Raw genomic sequence first — 21,448 nt, forward strand, 5'->3', positions numbered from 1 at the left:
TCAATTCAATTTGATGAATTAGATTGAACCGTTTAGCTACATATTCATCCATCATTCGATGTATCTTTATTTTGATAAGAACTGCTTACGTTTTATAAAAACCACTGAATAGATAATATTAGGATGACTCAATGTTCTACTACCTGATTATCACCACCTTTGTTTTAGCACTTGGCGTATCACTTTTGGTGATGTGGCTTTTCTCCAATTCGATCAATAGTATCCTTGCACGCATTATCCACGACCCGATTCATCATGCATGGGCGAAATATACAAAATTTGCAGGTATGGTCGTCGGCACATCATCTGGTATTCGTATTTACGACATGGAAAAGTACATCACCCCACTGACCTATATCGGGGAAGGTGAGAATCAAAAAAGTGTGATTATCGAACTGACTCAAGAACGTTGGTTTTTAGAAATCTATCGCACCATCATTGAAACTTTGCAGGGTCTAGCGTGGATGATGTTATTGTTTTTTATGGTGGCATTGTTTGCCTATGTCATCGTGCGTTGGTCTGAAATAAAAGATAAAAACGGATAATTTGATTTGTCCTATTTGTTCAAAAAACAACAAGCATGTTATGGTGTACGCGACACACAAAATCAACTCGCAGATCATCGTTAACCTAGATCGACACCTAGTATTTAGATAATAAATGGAAACTGATAGCCGATAAATTCTAATTATTATTATCATTTGGGTCGATAATGCTTAAGTCTAATCACCTAAAGTCTATCTAGGACAAAAAAATACTGCGTGATACAAATGCAACCAGATCAAGAATACAGCATTTAAGATCATTGGTACGACAACAAGCTAATACTAAAATCGCCAGTCAAGGAATACACCATGCCTAACTCAGTTCTTATCATCAATTGCGGATCTTCTTCAATTAAGTTTGCTTTATTACTCAAAGATCAAAACTTCCGCATTCATGGACTTGCTGAAAATTTAGGTACCCCTGATGCGCGTATTAAAGGGGTGACTTTAGGCAATGAGCCTGTCGATATCCATATCCCAAATGCCGATCACAAAGAAGCTTTAGAAGTGGGTTTATCTCGCTTAGCCAACCATAAACCTGATGCAATCGGTCATCGTATTGTACATGGTGGCACCCTGACTCAAGCTGAGCTGATCACTGACGATATTATTGAGATTATTCGTGAGGCAACCCCACTTGCACCATTGCACAATCCTGCTCATCTAGTGGGTATTGAAGCCACTCGCCGTTTATTTCCAGACCTTCCGCAAGTGGCTGTATTTGATACTGCATTCCATCAAACGATGCCTGCACATGCGTATCGCTATGCAGTTCCTAAATTCCTTTATACAGAACATAACGTGCGTCGTTATGGCTTCCACGGTACCAGTCATGCTTATGTTTCTGAACGCGGTTCAGAACTTGCAGGTAGCTATAAAGAAGGGGGCTGGTTAACAGCACACTTAGGCAACGGTAGCTCGACTTGTGCCATTTGGAATGGTCAAAGTGTCGATACCTCTATGGGCTTGACGCCATTAGAAGGTTTAGTCATGGGTACGCGTAGTGGCGATGTAGATCCAAGCTTACATAGCTTCCTTGCGAAAAACTTAGGTTGGGACATCTACAAAATTGACAAAATGTTGAATAGCCAATCTGGTCTACTTGGTTTATCTGATCTATCCAATGATATGCGTACCTTGATTGAAGCATCAGAACAAGGTAATGAAGATGCAGCATTGGCCATTGAAGTGTTTTGCTACCGTTTAGCGAAATCACTTTCAGCGTTAAGCTGTGGTTTACCGCGTTTAGATGGTTTGTTCTTCACCGGTGGTATTGGTGAAAACTCAGCATTCATCCGTGAAAAAACCATGTCTTACCTACCGCACTTTGGTTTCAACTTCAGTAAAGAAAAGAATGATGCTCTGAAACGCGGTACAGAAGGACGTATTGATGCGGGAACTGGACCGCAAATTTGGGTTGTTCCAACAGATGAAGAAGGTCGTATTGCTCAAGAAACTTCAAATGTCGTGATACGTGAGGTTGAAAACGCAATGACAAAAAATCCTGAAGCAGCAACTGCATAAGTTGCCTTCAGTTCAGTATTACTCTCATTTAAACTTTTGAAATAGATGTTATGAAAACGATTGTACTTGTACCGACTGGAGAAGGCGTAGGACTGACGTCAGCATGCTTGGGTTTAATCTTTGCGCTCGAAAGCCAAGGAATTAAAGCAGGATTTTTAAAACCTTTTTCTCAAGAACAATACGATACAACGGCTGATCGTACGACCACTTTAGTTCGCCATGTTTCAAAAAATGAAACTGTAGAACCTATTGCATATAGCACAATCATTCAACAGATCAATGCTGATCAAACGGACGAGCTACTTGAAGCTGCGGTGCATTTACATCGTCAGATCGCTAAAAAACACGATGTGATCATTGTCGAAGGCTTAGTACCAAACGGTCGTGATGCTTTTGCTTCTGAACTTAATGCTCAATTGGCTCAAGCGCTAGATGCTAAAGTTGTGATTGTGAGTAATGCTGATATTCAAAATCCAGTGGCTTCTGCAGATAAGGTCGAAAGCCAATTACGTCATTTGGGCGGTGCATCAAATAGCCGTACTTCTGGCGTATTGTTCATGCGTACCAAAGGGCTCTCTGAAGAATCAGCTCAGATTCCTGTAACCATGGATCCAGATCTTCGTTTAATTGATGACACGACCAACTTTATAAAAGCGATTCAAAAAACACATCCTCAAATTGGCTCTGAAAAATTGCCGGTGATTGGTCTTGTGCCGTTTAGTAATACCTTAAGCGTGCCACGTATGTCTGACATTGCACAACATATTCAGGCAGAATGGATCAACTTAGGCGAAGCTCAGCAGCGTCGTGTTTTGCATAGCAGTTTAATTGCATCCAATATTGCGCATGAGTTACATAAATTTGTTGCAGGTGAACTCATCATTAGTGCATCAGATCGTATTGATGTTCTTCTCGCAGGAAGCCTCGCAAGTAGCAATGGTATTCCACTGGCGGGTTTAGTGTTGACTGAACAATATGCACCGAATCCACAGGTAATGGATTTCTGCCAAACAGCGATCAAGCAAGGTTTACCGATTTTGCACACTCAACTCAGTACGTTTGATACCGCTCAAAAGCTGTCAAATCTGAGTAATGAAATTCCTGTTGATGATACTGAACGTGCTGAACAAGTCACTCGTTTTGTATCAAGTCATATTCATCCTGAGTGGATCACTCAACTGATTAATGGCTCGTACCAACCTCGTTTATCCCCTTCTGCGTTCCGTCATGAATTGGTACAAAAATCAATAGCCGCGAAAAAACGTATTGTACTCCCTGAAGGCGATGAACCTCGTACCATCGAAGCAGCATCGATTTGTCAGTCACGTGGTATTGCGCATTGTATTCTACTGGCTAAACCTGAAGCGGTCATTGAAGTTGCTAAAGCACGTAACATCACCCTACCTGACAGTCTAGAAATCATTGACCCAGACACAATTCGTGAGCAATATGTTGAAAAAATGGTTGAGCTGCGTAAAGGTAAACTCAGCGATATTCAAGCACGCGAACAACTTGAAGACACCGTTGTTCTTGGGACAATGATGCTTGCCTTGGATCAAGTTGATGGTTTGGTGTCTGGCGCGGTTCACACCACAGCAAATACGGTTCGCCCTGCATTCCAATTGATTAAAACAGCGCCTGACTATTCTTTAGTATCTTCAGTGTTTTTTATGCTGTTGCCTGATGAAGTTTATGTTTACGGCGACTGTGCCATTAACCCTGATCCGAATGCTGAACAACTGGCTGAGATTGCGATTCAATCCGCAGATTCTGCAAAAGCATTTGGTATTGACCCACGAATCGCGATGATTTCATATTCTACCGGCACTTCAGGTGCAGGTGCAGAAGTTGAAAAAGTGGCTGAAGCAACACGTATTGCGAAAGAACGTCGTCCTGATCTATTGATCGATGGTCCATTACAATATGATGCAGCATCCGTTGAAAGTGTGGGTCGCTCTAAAGCGCCTGAGTCTCAAGTTGCAGGTCGTGCCAACGTGTTTATCTTCCCTGATTTAAATACAGGTAATACGACTTATAAAGCCGTGCAACGTTCTGCCAATGTCGTCAGTGTAGGGCCAATGCTTCAAGGTCTAAACAAACCTGTGAATGATTTGTCTCGTGGTGCCTTGGTCGATGACATTGTGTTTACCATTGCTTTAACAGCAATTCAATCTGAACAACAAGAAGCGTAATTTAAGTTTCGAGTTAATGACCACCCCTTCGAAAGATCGGGTGGTTTTGAATTTATTAATAGAATAAGTTAAGAAAATTTACATGACCTCCGAAAAAGATAAGTTAGCTAGATACTGGTATGAACAAGGCCATAATTATTATGAAAGTTCAAAACTTTTATTAAAGTATCAAAATCAACAAACAATTTTTCCTGTATTAACATTACTAGCTTTTAGTAGCGAATGTTTTTTTAAAACTTTACTTACATTAACCAATGTAAAAATTAAAAGGTTTCATGAATTAGAAAAATTATTTAATGCATTACCATCAGATGTAAAGGATCAAATTTCAAATGAATTTTTAACAACTTATCATCATCGGATAGATCTATGTCTAATCCAAAATTCTAAAACCTTTATAGACTCCAGATACTTTCTCACAGAAACTACTTTCATTGATTCAGGTCAAGCACAACCTTTTCACCTCGGTACCTTAGAAATCTTGTGTGAATTCTTATATAACTTTATCAAGCATAATGGTGAAACGATTAAGTATAATTATAAATAGTACATTCACTCTTTTTATGAGTTGAGAGCCTAATAAACTGAAAAAAATGTTCTGCCGATTAAATTTACTTTCTCATTCAAACGCTGTATTAAACTTTCGCCCAAATCCTCAGCAAAAAAACCACAATTGAGTCATTTTGTCTTATAATTTAGCCCGCTAGCTATCAGCCCGCTCAAGAGATTTTTGTATGACAACTATTATCAAGCAAGATGACTTGATCACATCGGTTAAAGATGCGCTTCAGTTCATTTCTTACTATCACCCACAAGATTTCATCCAAGCGATGAGCCGTGCGTATGACCGTGAAGAAAACAAAGCTGCAAAAGATGCGATCGCACAAATCCTGATTAACTCTCGTATGTGTGCAGAAGGACATCGTCCAATCTGCCAAGATACGGGGATTGTAAACGTATTCGTTGAAGTGGGCATGGATGTTAAATTTGATTTAACGATGGGCTTAGACGATGCAATTAACGAAGGTGTGCGCCAAGGTTACCTAGAGAACTCAAACGTACTTCGTGCATCTGTATTAGCTGACCCTGCATTTGGTCGTAAAAATACAAAAGACAACACCCCTGCTGTGATCTATCACAAATTGGTTCCGGGTAATAAAGTAGATATCACGGTTGCAGCGAAAGGTGGCGGTTCAGAAAACAAATCTAAGCTTGCAATGTTAAACCCATCTGACTCAATCGTGGATTGGGTACTTAAAACTGTTCCAACGATGGGTGCAGGCTGGTGTCCACCGGGTATGCTCGGTATCGGTATTGGTGGTACTGCTGAAAAAGCCATGATGCTTGCGAAAGAAGCATTGATGGAAGAAATCAACATGGACGAATTGCTTCGTCGTGGCCCACAAAGCAAAATGGAAGAGCTTCGTATCGAAATCTTCGAAAAAGTAAATGCTTTGGGGATTGGTGCACAAGGTCTTGGCGGTCTAACCACTGTTCTCGATATTAAAATTAAAGATTACCCATGTCATGCTGCGGGCAAACCAGTCGGTATGATTCCGAACTGTGCTGCAACGCGTCATGCACACTTCACATTAGATGGTTCAGGCGTTGCAAATATTATTGCGCCTAAACTTGAAGATTATCCTGAAGTAACTTGGGATTCATCGTCTTCTAAGCGTGTTGATCTAGACAACATTACTCAAGAAGAAATGAATTCTTGGCAACCAGGTGATACTTTATTGCTGAACGGTACAATTTATACAGGCCGTGACGCTGCGCACAAACGTATGGTGGACATGCTCAACAATGGTGAAGAGCTTCCTGTCGATCTTAAAGGTAAGTTTATTTACTACGTGGGTCCTGTAGATCCTGTTGGTGATGAAGTGGTTGGTCCTGCTGGCCCTACAACTGCAACACGTATGGACAAGTTCACTCGCCAAGTGTTAGAAGCAACGGGTCTTTACGGTATGATTGGTAAAGCTGAGCGTGGTCCTACTGCCATTGAAGCAATCAAAGACACCAAAACAACTTACCTCATGGCTGTGGGTGGTGCTGCTTACTTAGTATCTAAAGCGATTCGTGAAGCTGAAGTCGTTGCTTTTGAAGATTTGGGTATGGAAGCAATCTATAGGTTCGTTGTAAAAGACATGCCTGTATCTGTAGCTGTTGACGTAAATGGTACTTCTGTTCATGCAACTGCGCCGAAAATCTGGCAAGCGAAAATTGGTAAAATTCCAGTAGTGGATGCAGCTGCTAACTAATTTAAAACTTGTTTTAAGTATAAAAAGCACTCTATCATTAGGGTGCTTTTTTTATACTTTATGAGAAAATTATGATAATAAAAAACAAAATTGCAGTGCTAATCCTTAGCTTGAGTAGCTTTCAAGTCATGGCCTCGCCTGCAACAGATCAACAGGTTCAAGAGCTGGTTCAACTTGAAAATTGGAATCAGTTGAAGTCAGCTTTGATCAAAAATGGTCTACCAACATTTAAAAGTAGTGTAGAAGACAGTCTGATTGAACAATTACAGATTCCGCAGCCTATTTCAGCTCAGAATCAACTGATGATCATGAAAATATCTGATATTACGGTGAATGATACTTTAGATCAAATCGATGAAGCCAAGATTATTCAAGATATTAGTCAAGCCTATAAGCGTCTAAGCTCAGAGGAAATTACTGCATTAATTGAATTATATAAAAAACCTAATATGCAAAATGCTGCGAAAAAATCTCCAATCCTCATCGCACAATCGATCGACCAAGCGACAGAAGACTTCACTCAACTTCTACATTCAAATGAAATCATAAATACTATGAAGAAATTGGAAAAATAATGAAAAAAATATTGATTGCCCTAATCATTGGCTTGCAAGCATCCTTCACTTACGCCGCCAACACAAATACAACTTCAATGGCCAACGAACTGGTCGATATCATCGACCAGCATAGTTATCAGATGTTTTTATCCGATGAAAATACCACGAAAACAGCTGAAGTTTTATTAACTTATTTCCAACTCAAGCCATCAGCTAAAAATCGTCAAGCCATGGCTAGTGCCGTGAAAAAATACTATAACCAACCTGATGTACGCCAAAAGTTTAAAGCTAAAAGTGCTGCACTGTATCAATCAACCTTTAGTGAACAAGAGATCCAGACTTGGACTGATTTCTTTAAAACGCCACATGGCCAATCTATACTAAAAAATCAAGCCTACTTCCAAGGCATGAGTGATACGGTCGAAAATCTATTTCCTGTAGATCAACAACCATCACCCGAGGCCGAAAAAAAGATAATGGATATTATTATGCAATCCATGCAAGGTGAATAACTTATAAAAGAATGATTGAAGCTTTATGATTTACATAAGCTTCAATTACTTTCTAAAATATTTTCTAAAACTAAAATATTCTCTAAAAAAAATATATACGCTTTTATTACTCATCTCTGATGATTTTTCAGATCAAATTAAAGAAAATAAAAGGCCCTCCCCAACCCTCAACTTATTACCAAGTTCTTGGATCATAAATCTTAAAGGGCACTGTCAAACGGACATCATCACTGGCTTTATATTTCCCGCTCTCGACTTTCTCACTTGTTTTAATGATTCCACCATTTGGACTTATTTGAGCCACGTAATTCAAACCTGGGGATTTGAGCTGTGTCATCCCAATTTCTTTTAGTGCTTGACGTGTCGGCATCTGCATCAAAGGACCTACACGCAATAAATCCGCATCGCCATTTGGTCCTCCACGGAACTGCTCTTCTTCATACTTTAAAAAGTATTGTTGCCCTGCTTTAACCGTGAAATTTGCTGCCAATGGCTTTTGAAAATGCACCACAGCCAAAGGTCGAGTAATGCTGAGGCGATAATCCCCTTCAGCCAATTCAATCCAATAATGGTGATTACTGATCAGACTGGGGATTTTCTTCCCATTTAAAAAGAAACTGGGAGCAATAATTTCTTGTCGGTTCCATTTGCTGTCTGGACGGTACAAATACAACACTGCGGCATTTTCATGTTGTGGTTTGATCAATTTAAAATACTGACCCGGTTCCTGATTGACCCAAGAACCCAATGAAAACCCAGCAACTTTATATTGATCTAATTTTGATGCGACAAAACTGGTTTTTTTTGAAAAATCGACAGGTTCTAAAGTAGAAATAACCTGAGTTTGAGCAACTGTCTCTTGATTCGGTGAATGACTACACGCAGTTAAACCACTGCTTGCTAAAAGTATAAATGCCAAATAACGCATGATTTTCCCTCATCACGTATTTCTTATTTTGTTTGATGGTGAATTATTTTGTTTTTTGAGCTTAACATTTCAATTCGATATTAAAAATAAAAAAAGGTAGAAAAAGTCGCCCTTTTCCCACCTTTCAGATGAAATACATTTGAAGTTTAAATGATCAATCTCAGTTAAGCAGATTTACTGTCTAAAATTTTCAAATCTATTTTTTCTTCAATAGCTTGTTCAGTCTTAGGCTGACGCTCAGCTTGATACTCAGGTTCAGCTTTATCATTGATGACAGCGTCATTGATGATAACAGTCCCGATATCAGTACGACTTGGCAAGTCATACATGGTTTCAAGCAAAACATTTTCCAAGATTGAACGCAAACCACGAGCACCTGTATTACGCTCTAATGCTTTCTTGGCAATTGCACGTAATGCTGAATCTTCAAACACCAAATCAACATCTTCCATTTCGAAAAGGTATTGATATTGACGCGTTAAGGCATTCTTAGGCTCTGTCAGAATCTGCATTAAAGCTTCTTCATCAAGCTCTTCAAGCGTTGCAATCACAGGTAAACGACCGATGAATTCAGGAATTAAACCAAACTTCACCAAGTCAGCCGCTTCAACCTGACGGAACAATTCTGATAGTTTCTTGGTATCATCTTTGCTTTTCACATCTGCTGTGAAACCAATACCACCTTTCTCTTGACGCTGCTGTACTACACGCTCAAGACCTGAGAATGCACCACCACAGATGAACAAGATATTCGACGTATCAATTTGAATGAATTCTTGTTGCGGATGCTTACGACCACCTTGTGGTGGGATTGATGCAACCGTACCTTCGATCATTTTAAGCAAAGCCTGCTGAACACCTTCACCTGACACATCACGTGTAATAGAAGGATTTTCAGACTTGCGTGTGATCTTGTCGATCTCATCGATATAGATAATGCCTTTTTGCGCTTTCTCTACATCATAATCTGCTTTTTGAAGTAACTTTTGTACGATATTTTCAACATCTTCACCGACATAACCTGCTTCGGTTAAAGTGGTTGCATCTGCCATCGCAAAAGGTACATCTAAAAGACGAGCAAGGGTTTGCGCAAGTAAAGTTTTACCTGAACCTGTTGGTCCGATCAGCAAAATATTACTTTTCGCGAGTTCTACACGCTCTTCTGATTTATTTTCAGATTGAGTCACTTTCAGACGTTTGTAGTGGTTATATACCGCAACAGAAAGTGTCTTCTTCGCAGTATCTTGACCAATCACATACTGATCGAGTGCAGCACGAATTTCATGTGGTTTCGGCAATGGACGTGTAGCCCACTCACCTGTTTCAACTTGTTGACTCGTCTGAACCAAATCTAAGCATACATCTACGCATTCATTACAAATGTAAGCGTCCTCGCCTGCAATGAGCTTACCCACTTCAGACTGCGTTTTACCGCAAAATGAACAATGCTTTTGTCCTTGAGGATTTTCAGACATTTTCACTCCAAATTTCTTAATCTATGCTTTTAAAGCTTAATTTTGTGGACGTTTTGACAGAACTTCATCAACTAAACCATATTCTTTTGCAGCTTGAGCTGTCATAAAATTATCACGGTCTGTATCACGCGCAACAGTTTCATAGTCTTGACCACTGTGCTCTGCCATCAAACGGTTTAAACGCTCTTTGATGAAAATGATTTCACGTGCATGGATTTCGATGTCCGATGCTTGACCACGGAATCCACCCAATGGTTGATGAATCATCACACGTGCATTTTCCAAGCAGTAACGCTTACCTTTGGCGCCAGCATTTAATAGGAATGCACCCATTGAAGCCGCTTGACCCATACAGTAAGTCACCACATCTGGTTTGATAAATTGCATGGTATCGTAAATCGCCATACCTGCAGTCACCGACCCCCCTGGAGAGTTGATATATAAATGAATATCTTTTTCAGGGTTTTCAGCTTCTAAAAATAACATTTGCGCGACAATCAAATTCGCCATGTTATCTTCAACTTCACCTGTTAGAAAAATCACACGTTCACGTAAAAGACGTGAAAAAATATCGAAAGAACGCTCGCCACGAGAAGATTGTTCAACCACCATCGGTACGAGTGCGTTAGCAATTTGTGGAACATACATACGTTATTTATTCCTGAATTCTTGTTACTCAACACATAATCACAATATGAGGGATAATTGTTGAAAATGCAAAATATTCCCCATTAATTATCAGAATTATTTTGCATATGCTATGTGATGAAAGGACATCTTATCGATCTTGAAAGTATTAAAAAAGGCGCTTGTCAGCGCCTTTTTCACAACGAAGAAGAATTAACCTTGTTGTTGACGAGCTTGTTGCTCTTTCAACAATTCTTCGTAGCTTACAGTCACATCAGCCACTTTAGCTGAAGCTAAAATGTAATCGACAACTTGATCTTCTAAAACCACGCCTTCGATTTGAGCACGTTGCTTTTCATCGTTTTTGAAGTATTCAATCACTTCAGTTGGATCTTCGTAAGAAGAAGCCATGTCTTCGATGTAAGCCTCAACACGAGCAGCATCAACTTCAAGCTTCGCATCAGTTAATACTTTGCTTACCAATACGCCTAATTTAACTGATTTCTCAGCTTGTTCTTTGAACAATTCATCAGGAAGCATGCTTGAATCAAATGCTTTAGCGCCTTGAGCACCGAACTGCTGAGTGAACTGTTGAATCATTTGTTGACGTTGACGGTCAATTTCTTGAGACAACATTGATTCTGGAACTTCGATTTCATTCGCTGCTACAAGCGCATCAAAAGTTGCACCTTTCACTTGGTTACGAAGACCGTTTTTCACTTCACGTTCCATGTTTTTACGAACGTCAGCTTTTAATTTCTCAATACCTTCTTCTTCAGTTACACCAAAGATTTTAAGGAATTCAGCATCAATTTCTGGAAGTTTTTGCTTTTCAACAAGTTTCACAGTGATTTTGAATTGAGCAGCTTTACCCGCTAAGTTTTCAGCTTGGTAGTCTTCTGGGAAAGTAACATCAATAACTTTCTCTTCGCCTTTCTTCATACCAACGATGCCGTCTTCAAAGCCAGGGATCATACGACCTGAACCCAATACAAGTTTGAAGTCTTCAGAAGAACCGCCTTCAAATTTTTCGCCGTCAACTGAACCTTCAAAATCGAAAGTTACTTGCATGTCTTTTTTAGCCATGCCTTTAGTTTCAGCCCAACCCGCACGTTGCTTTTGAAGATTTTCGATCATTTGATCTACATCTTTATCGCCAACTTCTGCAGTTTTGCGTTCTACTTCTAAGCCTTCGAACTTAACTTCAACTTCTGGATAAACTTCAACAGTCGCTTCAAATACGAGCGCATCTTCTTTGTTTTCAACTTTATCAATGTTTGGCATACCAACAGCATTGATTTTTTCTTGTTGAATGGCTTGGAATACTGAGTCACGAATAACATCGTTCACAACCTCGTTGTAGATACCAGCACCGTACTCACGACGTACAACGTCTAATGGCACTTTACCTGGACGGAAGCCGTTGATCTTAACAGTTTTAGATGTGCGTTTTAAACGAGCTTCAAACTGCTCATTCACACGGCTCGTCGGTACAGATACAGTTAAACGACGGGCAACGCCCGAAACCGCTTCAGAAGTTACTTGCATGGCTTCCTCGATATAGAAATAGTGATTGCAATTTTTTAAGTGCCACATTATATGACAACAATCAAAGATATACAAAATACCTTTTTTTAACCACTGTTTTATTGGGTTTATGCCCTATTGACCCTAAAAATATTTTCTTATTCTATTCACACTTAGTTAATTTTGTATTGTTTTTATTGCAAACGATAAGGTTTATCATTAGTATTTGCATCAAATTTAATCAGCTCTCTCAAGCTTACTCATACCTTTAGGATCGAATATATGAGTCATTTCAAGTTGCAGCCGCTAACACTTGCGCTTTTAGCAGTGACAAGTACTTCTGTTATTGCAAATACAACAGATAAAGAAGTCAAAAATGCACAACAGCTATCTACTATTGTTGTTTCTGCAGCGGGTTTTGAACAAGATATTAAGAATGCACCTGCTTCGATTAGTCTTGTGACAAAAGAAGATATAGAAAAGAAAAATGCGACAAGTATTGCTGACTTACTTGCAGATGTTCCAGGGATTGATGTTCGTAATGGCGTTGGTAAAACTGGTGGGTTAAACGTCAGCATGCGTGGTATGGGCGCAGATGACACACTTATATTAATTGATGGTCGTCGTCAAACTACTTCAACAGATGTTACACCAAATGGTTTTGGAGAAACATCTACAGGATTTATGCCCCCACTCTCTGCGATTGAGCGTATTGAAGTGATTCGGGGACCAATGTCTACTCTTTATGGTTCAGATGCGATGGGTGGTGTGATCAACATTATCACTAAAAAAGTATCTGATGAATGGAACGGCAACGTCACTGTCAGTGGTAACTTGATGGAACATAAAGGTGAAGCCGATTCTTGGAAAACAAGCTTTTTACTTAATGGCCCATTAATTAATGAAAAACTAGGCTTACAACTTCGGGGTAGCTATTTAGATCGTCAGAAATCTGAACGTGTAGTCGAAGGCTCTACTGGCCGTGATCCACGCCCGAATAAAGCAGATAACTATGATTTTGGTGGAAAATTATCGTTTGTTCTTGATGATAAAAATTCACTTTGGCTTGATGGATTTCACTCTAGTCAAACATATGACAACAAAGACAGTCGCCTAGGTGATCTCGATTGGGTAAAAAAACCTGCTGAAGCACCAGGTTATAGCGATGAATTAAAATTTAACCGCACCCAATTTGCAATAGGTCATGATGGAAACTACGACTTCGGTACTTGGAAAACGTATGTAAGCCATTCAGAAACAGAGAAAGAAGGTAGAACCTTACCGTCTGGTGCATTTACTAACGCCGAAGTTGCAGCACTTGACCCACGTATTGGTAGCCCACGTAATCTAAAAAATACTGACATTATTGCTGACAGCCATGTTATTTCTACATTAGGTGATCATAAGCTAACTCTAGGCACACAATATAAAGAACAAATAATCGCAGACAACGTTGCTCAACATATTACTGGAAAAAATGAATTCGATAGCACATCTTGGGCACTATATGCAGAAGATGAGTGGAGTATTTTAAATAATCTTAACTTAACACTAGGTGGTCGTTATGAAGATCATTCCGGCTTTGGCGGTCATTTTAGCCCACGTGCCTACTTAGTTTGGAACACTAGTGACATACTTACTTTTAAAGGTGGTGTAAGCACAGGCTATAAAGTTCCTTCAGCGAAATCCCTTGAAGACAATTTAATTAATCTTAGTGGACAAGGCCGCAATTTAACTTTTGGTAACCCTAATTTAAAACCTGAAAAATCTACTAACTATGAACTAGGTTTTAATTTACAACCAAGTGATCAAATTACATTTAACGCAACGGGCTTCTATAATGAAATTGAAGATGTCACTGTTAGTGTTGATGCAACAGATCATCCTCTTTGTACAAGTGGCAAAAGATGCAGTAAAAACATTAATGCTAACAAAGCTGAAGTCTATGGCTTAGAAACGACTTTACAATATGCGATTCTTCCAGAATGGGATATTAAAGCATCATATACGTATACAAAGAGTAAAATCACTGATAGTAACAACCCTGAATCAGAAGGTAATTACTATAACAACAACCCTCGAAATGCATTTAACCTAACATCTACTTGGCATATTAATCCAGCCTTTGATCTTTGGTTACAACATGAATATAAATCCAGCCGTGTACGCTCAACAGATTCTTTTGCATCTTTAGATGCTGAAGATCAAGCTATTTACACGGCTTCAGGAAACAAATTTTCGGGTTATAACTTATTTAACTTAGGGGCTAGTTATACAGTTACTGATCAATTAAGTTTGAACATGGCGGTCAACAATTTCTTGGATAAGGACTTTACAAAAAACACTGAAGTTCAATATGTAGATGGATCAGACACAGAGTCAACAAATGTCTATAAATACCTTTCTGGAACTGAAGGGACTTATTTAGCAGGACGTAACTACTGGTTATCAATTTCTTACGACTTCTAAATTTATTCCCCAATAAAAAACCCTACTTCAGTAGGGTTTTTTATGCTCAAAAGAAAAGTGATGAAATGAATTCATCATCATCTGATCACTAAATTAATTAAGTTCTAGTTTCGAATATCGTAAGTATTTTACTCAGTAAGTATTAATTCAACTCCACCTTCATCAAAATGTAGGAAAATAATCAGTTTTATACAAACTTAAATCTGCTTAAAAAAATTCCAATACCCTAGATTAAAGAAAAAATTAACTCCACATAAATACAAAAATTAAAAAATATTTTTAAAATTTATTAAATATTAGAAAAACTTTATCAACATAAGACTAAAATATATAAAAATAGGAAAAACATTTCGACGGTTCTCGATTAAACTTTAAGTTATAGTTTTACAAGGTTTTGAGAATATATTGAGTCAGTAAATACAAAAATATTTTACGAATTCATATATTTATTTATATAAGACCCTTGTGAAAAACACATATAGACACAATCTATTTAGTAGAAAGGTTGCCTTTTATAAAAGTTAAGCAATCCACCCTACGCAAGGAGTTACCTCATGATGTTGGCTGATCCAAGTAAAAAATATCGTCGCATGTATCAACGTGTTGACTTGCCAGACCGCCAATGGCCGAATAATGAAATCAACAAAGCGCCGATTTGGATGAGTACGGATCTCCGTGATGGTAACCAAGCGATTTTTGAGCCGATGGATATCGATCAAAAATTCAAAATGTTCCAAATGTTAGTCAAAATTGGTTTTAAACATATTGAGATTGGCTTTCCATCTGCGTCTCAAGTGGATTTTGACTTTACACGTAAATTAATTGAAGAAAACCATATTCCAGATGACGTTTATATCGAAGTTTTGGTGCAAGCACGAGATCATTTGATTCAACGTACCTTTGAATCTTTGGCGGGTGCAAAGCGTGCCATCGTGCATATTTACAACTCAAATTCACCGACATTCCGTCAAAAAGTATTGAATGTGGATGTTGCTGGCGCGAAAAAATTGGCGATTAATGCCGCTGAAAAAGTAAAAGAATATGCTACTCAATATCCTGAGACAGATTGGATTTTCCAGTACAGCCCTGAATGTTTCACTGCAACTGAACTTGAGGTTGCTAAAGATGTCTGTGATGCGGTCACTGAAATTTGGGAAGCATCACCAACAAACAAAGTGATTTTAAACTTGCCTGCAACTGTTGAAGTGTCAGGTCCGCATGTCTATGCCGACCAAATTGAATGGATGCATCGTAACCTTCAACGTCGTGATGGTGTGATCATTTCTGTACACTGTCATAATGACCGTGGCTGTGGTATTGCGGCATCTGAGCTTGCGATTATGGCAGGTGCGGACCGTGTCGAAGGTTGTGTATTTGGTAACGGTGAACGTACAGGTAACGTAGACGTTGCAGCGATTGCATTGAACATGTATACCCAAGGTGTTGCACCAAACTTAGATTTTTCAAATATCAACGAAATCATCGCAACTGTTGAAGAATGCACAGGCTTACCTGTTCACCCTCGCCATCCTTATGCAGGTGATTTGGTCTTTACTGCGTTCTCTGGTTCACACCAAGACGCAATTAAAAAAGGTTTTGAGTTCCAAAAGAACGAAGAAATTTGGGATATGCCTTACTTGCCCATCGATCCTAAGGATTTAGGTCGTGACTATGATGCGGTCATCCGTGTCAACTCTCAGTCAGGTAAAGGGGGTATCGCCTACTTGTTAGAATCGAACTACAATGTGGTTTTACCGCGTCGTTTACAAATTGAATTCTCTCAAGTGGTTCAACAAGTGGCAGATGATGAAGGCGTTGAAGTATCAGCTCAACAAATTTGGGATCTGTTCAAAACAACGTATGTTGAAGCAAAAGATACCCATTATTCTGCGAAAAACTATCGTTTATCCGATGAAAATGGCAATCAAGTGGTAGAGTTAGACGTAGAAGTGGATGGACAAGTTCAGCACTTACGTGGTGAAGGCAATGGTCCAATTTCTGCCATCTTAAATGCGCTTCAATTACCTATTGATGTCGTGAACTATGAAGAACGTAGTATTGGTTCTGGTGCAAACGCTAAAGCATTGGCGTTGATCGAACTTCAAGTCAAAGGTACGGGCAAATCGGTGTTTGGTGCAGGTATGCACGACAACATCGTCACTTCATCGATTGAAGCGATTCTTGCAAGTACCAACCGTTTGATCGACCAAGGTTTATTAAGTGCTGATCAAGTGATTGCTGCTGCGGTATAAGTTTTCACATTATCAATTAACATTAAAATGACTTTAGAAGGATACCCTCAAGTGGTATCCTTTTATGATTCAATATAAAGATTTAAGGCGAATTGCTCCGGTGTCTTTTCCAGCTGATTCAGTGGGTATCGTTACCCCAGAAAAATTCCAATTTGAAGAACCTCTCTCGCTTGAATGTGGACGTATCCTTCCTCGCTTTGAGCTGATGGTTGAAACCTATGGCACTTTAAATGCAGATAAATCGAATGCGATTCTGATTTGTCATGCCTTGTCAGGTCATCACCATGCCGCAGGTTATCATCATGAAGATGATAAAAAAGCCGGTTGGTGGGATGCCTGTATTGGTCCAAACAAAGCGATTGATACCTCTAAATTCTTTGTGGTTGCATTTAATAATATCGGTGGATGTAATGGGTCAACTGGTCCAACCTCTCCAAACCCTGAAAATGAAAATCGCCCTTATGGTCCTGACTTCCCTTTAGTTACGGTTCGAGATTGGGTTAAAACCCAAGCGATGCTTTCAGATCGTTTAGGCATTGATGTTTGGTATTCGGTGATTGGTGGATCATTGGGTGGTATGCAAGCACTACAATGGTCAGTGGACTATCCTGATCGTTTAAAAAATTGTGTGATCATTGCCAGCGCACCGAAGCTGTCTGCCCAAAATATTGCATTCAACGAAGTGGCACGTCAGTCGATCTTGTCTGATCCAGATTTCCACAATGGTCGTTATTTAGAAAATGACAGTTATCCGAAACGTGGTTTGATCTTGGCACGTATGGTCGGTCATATCACCTACCTATCTGAAGAAGCCATGAAGCAAAAATTTGGTCGTGATTTAAAATCAGGCAAATTTATGTATGGTTTCGATGTTGAGTTTCAGGTCGAGAGCTATTTGCGCTATCAAGGTGAACAGTTCAGTCGGAACTTTGATGCCAATACGTATCTGATTATGACCAAGGCATTGGACTATTTTGATCCTTCGCGTGAATATGAGTCATCACTCAATAAAGCAATGATGAATACCAAATGCCGTTTCTTGGTGGTGTCATTTACCACTGACTGGCGCTTTACCCCGCAACGCTCGCAAGAGATCGTTGATTCACTCATTACTTGCCAAAAGCCTGTCAGCTATATTGATGTCGATGCAGAACAAGGTCATGACTCGTTCCTTTTCCCGATTCCATTGTATGTCAAAACACTAAGAGCTTTCTTGGGTGGTCCAGACCATCTTGCTTCAACACCTAAGGAGACTGTGTAATGCGTATTGATCAACAATTGGCAGATAAATGGATCAAACCAGGTTCAAGCGTGCTTGATTTGGGTTGTGGTGATGGCGAATTGTTATCACAAATGGGCAAAAAACACCAAATTCGTGCCTATGGACTCGAAATTGATCAGGAAAAGATTGCAATTGCCGTCAGTCGCGGGTTAAATATCATCCAACAAGACTTAAACCTAGGTTTGGGACGCTTTGCCGACCAGTCTTTTGACTATGTGGTGATGGCACAAGCTTTGCAAGCTGTTGATGCACCTGATGTTCTTTTAAGAGACATGGTGCGTGTAGGTAAACAAGCGATTATTACCTTTCCCAACTTTGCCCATTGGAAGACTCGTTCTTTCTTGGCCTTGAAAGGAAAGATGCCTGTTTCTGAAGCATTACCGTATATGTGGTATAACACACCAAATATCCACTTATGCACATTTAAGGATTTTGAAGCACTCTGTGCTGAAAATCAGATAAAAATTATTGATCGACTTGCCGTAAATGGTGATCAACAAGGCAGTATGCTGAGTAAGCATTTGCCTAATTTGTTCGGTGAAGTCGCTATATATAGAGTGAGCGCTATATGAAAAATTTCTTATTAGGTAGTACATTATTTTTGGGGATGCTGAGTATTCAAGCTCATGCGGATTATGTACCTCAACAACCATCAACTTCTGCTCTAGCAGCACAATATGCCCATATGAATGTGGCAGATCTGCAAAAAGCAGCCAAAGCTGGTCAAGCTGCTGCTCAGTTTTACTTAGCAACGCACTATCAAAAAGGCACGACTGTTCCTAAAGATGCGAAGCAAGCATTTACTTGGTTTAAAGCTGCGGCCGATCAGGGTATCGCTGCTGCTCAGCTCAATGTAGGTCGTATGCTTGCAGATGGTACGGGCACAGCTAAAAATGAAACCTTAGCTCGTTCATATTTTGAGAAAGCGGCAAGCCATGGTGATAATCGTGCGAGCTTTAATCTCGCCATGATGGAAGAGAAGAAGAAAAACTATATGGGTGCATACCAATGGTATGAACTGTCTACTCGTGATGGCATGTTAGACAACCGCGTTGTGAATATGTCTGAAACCAAGAAAACAGCTTTGGCTGCCAACCTAACACCAGATCAAATTCGCACTGCCCGCGACCGTGCAGATCAGTGGATTCAAGCACAGTAAATAATAAACAAAAAGCACCTCAGGGTGCTTTTTTTAATCTCTGATTTTCAGACTTTAAATAGCCTTAGACTACTCCATTGGTATCCCTGCTTTTTTACAATCTTGATCCTCGATAATTTTCCATTTATCTGCTTCAGCTTGATTATTGGCTTGTGTGTAAGCTGCAGTCACTATTCCTGCGTAAACGCAAATTTCAATTTTATCGTTGGTTTTTTTGACCGCCTCATACTGAGCAATTGCATCTTTAGTGACTTGCTGTTGAATATCTTGTAACTGTTTTTCTTCAGGACTTGTACATCCAGATAGCATAAGAGCTGACAGAATGAGGCTTAAATAAATTTTCACGTGATCACCTATAATTTTTCTAATTGATCAATATCAACACTGCTATAAATTGAGAATGACTATTTTTATCTGAACAACATTTAGTTGAATAACATTAATTTTTTATTGCTCAGTGTTATAACTTATTAGCATTTTGAATATTAAGCATACATCAAAATAACTTCACTGATTGAACAATTGCTTAAAATAAAACTTAAATTGTGGAGCTCATATCAAGCTAATATTTAACCTTATAGACAAAACATTAAAATCAGATTTACTTAATGAATTAAAGCATCCATGATCGGTTGATAAATTCGCTTTTCTAAAAATTCTTCATTTCTCTGCTCAAACCGATGCAATAAATACTGCTTTGCCTCAGGACTCAGCACCAATTGACAAATAACTTGAGATTGTTGTGTTCGCTCTTGTTGAGACAATGCCGAATCACAAGCAAGTTCAACTAACAATTGCTCTACCTGCTCAATAATATAAAGTTGAGTAAGATCCATTGCTTGGGTATCGTTCATATCCATAAAATCGACCTATTTTCTCATCATTATTGAAACACTGACCATCATTAAATCTACCAAATATATTTTATTTTTAGCACGCGATTTTGATTTACTTTTGAGCATTAGGACGCATTATTTCGAATACTTAAAGTCGCAATCATCATATTCATAACAATCTAAATTCAGTTAGAATGAGCTTTTTAGAATTTTAGAGTATTCAACATGTCTGCACAAGATTGGCTGTCTCAAGGCACATTGGTTTTAGCCAGTAATAACAAAGGTAAAATCGCTGAATTTGAAAAGCTTTTTGCAGAATTGAATCTTCCTGTAAACGTTATTCCACAAGGCAAGCTAAACATTGGAGATGCGATTGAAGATGGTTTAAGCTTTGTCGAAAATGCCATTATCAAAGCGCGTCATGCCTCTAAAATTTCAGGTAAGCCCGCGATTGCTGATGACTCTGGAATTTGTATCCCTGCTCTAGGTGGAGCACCAGGCATTTATTCGGCGCGCTATGCAGGTGAACACGGTGATGATGCTGCAAACAATCAAAAGTTGTTGGCTGATTTAAAACCTTTACGTCAAAATGGCGAAGCGATTGAAGCGATGTTCGTCTGTGTGCTTGCACTTGTAGAACATGCTGAAGACCCTCTGCCTAAAATCTTCCAAGGGATTTGGACAGGCGAAGTTTTAGAACAGGCTCGTGGTGAAAATGGTTTTGGTTATGATCCTTTGTTTTGGCTTCCTGAGTTGAATATTTCCAGCGCTGAACTGTTAAAAGAGAAAAAAAATAAAATTAGCCATCGTGGACAAGCTATGCAATTATTCAAAGCAAGTTTAGCCCAATAATTTGAACTTAAAATTCCCTCTATTTAAGAGGTTTAAGAAATTAAAAGTTAAATATGGCATTGATCACAATGCCATATCCACCAATCAATAAAATACTCACCACTGTTCCCGAAGCAATAATTTGAGCAGATACCCCTGTACCTCGATAATGCGTCTCTAGCGCTATAGCTAAAAAACCAATATGAGCTACAATAGAAAAAACACTAAGATTTAGGATCATGCCAAAAACATATTCTGTCGATCTACGCGAAAAAGTCATGCAGTTTTATAAAGAATCACAGCATAAATCCAAAACGTGTGAACTGTTTAATATTGCAAGAACGACCCTAGATGATTGGATCCTACTCGAACAGCAGACTGGTCAGCTCAAACAGCCTAAACCTCAAAATGCAGGACGCCCTTCGAGGATTCGAGATCTTCAAGCCTTTGAGCACTTCGTAAAAAATACAC

At 39.2% G+C, this 21,448-nt stretch carries 21 protein-coding genes; 14 read left to right on the plus strand and 7 right to left on the minus strand.

Annotated elements, in window-relative coordinates:
- Window positions 1–131 precede the first annotated feature (131 nt).
- From AC5YCE_RS04680 to AC5YCE_RS04710, 7 genes are all read left to right on the plus strand, one after another.
- Window positions 132–545 (plus strand): hypothetical protein, encoded by a 414-nt coding sequence (locus tag AC5YCE_RS04680; RefSeq protein WP_496171230.1) that lies wholly within the window; start codon window positions 132–134, stop codon window positions 543–545.
- A gap of 309 nt (window positions 546–854) precedes the next feature.
- On the plus strand, window positions 855–2,069 hold the full coding sequence (locus AC5YCE_RS04685) for an acetate/propionate family kinase (RefSeq protein ID WP_496171231.1): 1,215 nt from the start codon (window positions 855–857) through the stop codon (window positions 2,067–2,069).
- 50 nt (window positions 2,070–2,119) lie between these two features.
- The gene (gene pta, locus AC5YCE_RS04690) at window positions 2,120–4,261 is read left to right on the plus strand and encodes a phosphate acetyltransferase (protein WP_496171232.1); all 2,142 of its coding nucleotides are present in this window, start codon (window positions 2,120–2,122) and stop codon (window positions 4,259–4,261) included.
- 82 nt (window positions 4,262–4,343) lie between these two features.
- Window positions 4,344–4,808, plus strand: a complete 465-nt coding sequence (locus AC5YCE_RS04695) for a hypothetical protein (protein WP_496171233.1) — start codon at window positions 4,344–4,346, stop codon at window positions 4,806–4,808.
- A 187-nt stretch (window positions 4,809–4,995) separates the two neighbouring features.
- Window positions 4,996–6,522 (plus strand): fumarate hydratase, encoded by a 1,527-nt coding sequence (locus AC5YCE_RS04700; RefSeq protein ID WP_496171234.1) that lies wholly within the window; start codon window positions 4,996–4,998, stop codon window positions 6,520–6,522.
- A 71-nt stretch (window positions 6,523–6,593) separates the two neighbouring features.
- The gene (locus AC5YCE_RS04705; protein ID WP_496124892.1) at window positions 6,594–7,097 is read left to right on the plus strand and encodes a hypothetical protein; all 504 of its coding nucleotides are present in this window, start codon (window positions 6,594–6,596) and stop codon (window positions 7,095–7,097) included.
- A complete protein-coding gene (locus AC5YCE_RS04710; RefSeq protein ID WP_496171235.1) occupies window positions 7,097–7,591 on the plus strand; it encodes a DUF2059 domain-containing protein in 495 nt (164 codons plus the stop codon). The genes AC5YCE_RS04705 and AC5YCE_RS04710 overlap by 1 nt, the downstream gene beginning before the upstream one ends.
- A 175-nt stretch (window positions 7,592–7,766) precedes the next feature.
- Here the strand turns inward: AC5YCE_RS04710 and AC5YCE_RS04715 are convergent, their stop codons facing one another.
- The 4 genes from AC5YCE_RS04715 to tig form a co-directional block, all read right to left on the minus strand.
- On the minus strand, window positions 7,767–8,519 hold the full coding sequence (locus AC5YCE_RS04715) for a DUF2846 domain-containing protein (RefSeq protein WP_496171236.1): 753 nt from the start codon (window positions 8,517–8,519) through the stop codon (window positions 7,767–7,769).
- A 164-nt stretch (window positions 8,520–8,683) separates the two neighbouring features.
- Window positions 8,684–9,994: an ATP-dependent protease ATP-binding subunit ClpX gene (gene clpX / locus AC5YCE_RS04720; protein WP_496171237.1), complete on the minus strand. Its 1,311-nt coding sequence runs from the start codon at window positions 9,992–9,994 to the stop codon at window positions 8,684–8,686.
- A gap of 36 nt (window positions 9,995–10,030) precedes the next feature.
- The gene (clpP, locus tag AC5YCE_RS04725; RefSeq protein ID WP_496124896.1) at window positions 10,031–10,642 is read right to left on the minus strand and encodes an ATP-dependent Clp endopeptidase proteolytic subunit ClpP; all 612 of its coding nucleotides are present in this window, start codon (window positions 10,640–10,642) and stop codon (window positions 10,031–10,033) included.
- A 192-nt stretch (window positions 10,643–10,834) separates the two neighbouring features.
- Window positions 10,835–12,169 (minus strand): trigger factor, encoded by a 1,335-nt coding sequence (gene tig, locus AC5YCE_RS04730; RefSeq protein ID WP_496171238.1) that lies wholly within the window; start codon window positions 12,167–12,169, stop codon window positions 10,835–10,837.
- Between the two features lie 261 nt (window positions 12,170–12,430).
- Between tig and AC5YCE_RS04735 the strand changes: the two genes are divergently transcribed.
- The 5 genes from AC5YCE_RS04735 to AC5YCE_RS04755 all read left to right on the plus strand — a co-directional run bounded on the left by AC5YCE_RS04735 (window position 12,431) and on the right by AC5YCE_RS04755 (window position 19,310).
- Window positions 12,431–14,617, plus strand: coding sequence for a TonB-dependent receptor domain-containing protein (locus AC5YCE_RS04735; protein WP_496171239.1), 2,187 nt, complete (start codon window positions 12,431–12,433; stop codon window positions 14,615–14,617).
- 554 nt (window positions 14,618–15,171) lie between these two features.
- Window positions 15,172–16,869: a 2-isopropylmalate synthase gene (gene leuA / locus AC5YCE_RS04740; RefSeq protein WP_496171240.1), complete on the plus strand. Its 1,698-nt coding sequence runs from the start codon at window positions 15,172–15,174 to the stop codon at window positions 16,867–16,869.
- Window positions 16,870–16,969: 100 nt separating this feature from the next.
- Window positions 16,970–18,130 (plus strand): homoserine O-succinyltransferase MetX, encoded by a 1,161-nt coding sequence (gene metX / locus AC5YCE_RS04745; RefSeq protein WP_496171248.1) that lies wholly within the window; start codon window positions 16,970–16,972, stop codon window positions 18,128–18,130.
- Complete coding sequence (metW, locus tag AC5YCE_RS04750) at window positions 18,130–18,723, plus strand: methionine biosynthesis protein MetW (RefSeq protein WP_496124900.1); 594 nt, start codon at window positions 18,130–18,132, stop codon at window positions 18,721–18,723. The genes metX and metW overlap by 1 nt, the downstream gene beginning before the upstream one ends.
- The gene (locus tag AC5YCE_RS04755; protein WP_496124901.1) at window positions 18,720–19,310 is read left to right on the plus strand and encodes a tetratricopeptide repeat protein; all 591 of its coding nucleotides are present in this window, start codon (window positions 18,720–18,722) and stop codon (window positions 19,308–19,310) included. Before metW ends, AC5YCE_RS04755 begins: the two co-directional genes overlap by 4 nt.
- A 69-nt stretch (window positions 19,311–19,379) precedes the next feature.
- Here the strand turns inward: AC5YCE_RS04755 and AC5YCE_RS04760 are convergent, their stop codons facing one another.
- Both AC5YCE_RS04760 and AC5YCE_RS04765 read right to left on the minus strand, forming a co-directional pair.
- Window positions 19,380–19,655, minus strand: a complete 276-nt coding sequence (locus AC5YCE_RS04760; RefSeq protein WP_496171241.1) for a hypothetical protein — start codon at window positions 19,653–19,655, stop codon at window positions 19,380–19,382.
- Window positions 19,656–19,915: 260 nt separating this feature from the next.
- Window positions 19,916–20,164, minus strand: a complete 249-nt coding sequence (locus AC5YCE_RS04765; protein ID WP_496171242.1) for a hypothetical protein — start codon at window positions 20,162–20,164, stop codon at window positions 19,916–19,918.
- 207 nt (window positions 20,165–20,371) lie between these two features.
- Here AC5YCE_RS04765 and rdgB point away from each other — a divergent pair, with 207 nt between their 5' ends.
- Window positions 20,372–20,998 (plus strand): RdgB/HAM1 family non-canonical purine NTP pyrophosphatase, encoded by a 627-nt coding sequence (rdgB, locus tag AC5YCE_RS04770; RefSeq protein ID WP_496171243.1) that lies wholly within the window; start codon window positions 20,372–20,374, stop codon window positions 20,996–20,998.
- Window positions 20,999–21,038: 40 nt separating this feature from the next.
- Here rdgB and AC5YCE_RS04775 read toward each other — a convergent pair whose 3' ends face one another.
- A complete protein-coding gene (locus AC5YCE_RS04775) occupies window positions 21,039–21,218 on the minus strand; it encodes a hypothetical protein (protein WP_496171244.1) in 180 nt (59 codons plus the stop codon).
- Between AC5YCE_RS04775 and AC5YCE_RS04780 the strand changes: the two genes are divergently transcribed.
- Window positions 21,217–21,448, plus strand: a 232-nt coding sequence (locus tag AC5YCE_RS04780) for a helix-turn-helix domain-containing protein (protein ID WP_496170659.1), incomplete at its 3' end; no start/stop codon positions are given. The two genes, AC5YCE_RS04775 and AC5YCE_RS04780, sit on opposite strands and share 2 nt — an antisense overlap.

This window comes from Acinetobacter sp. CY79 (genome assembly GCF_059515845.1).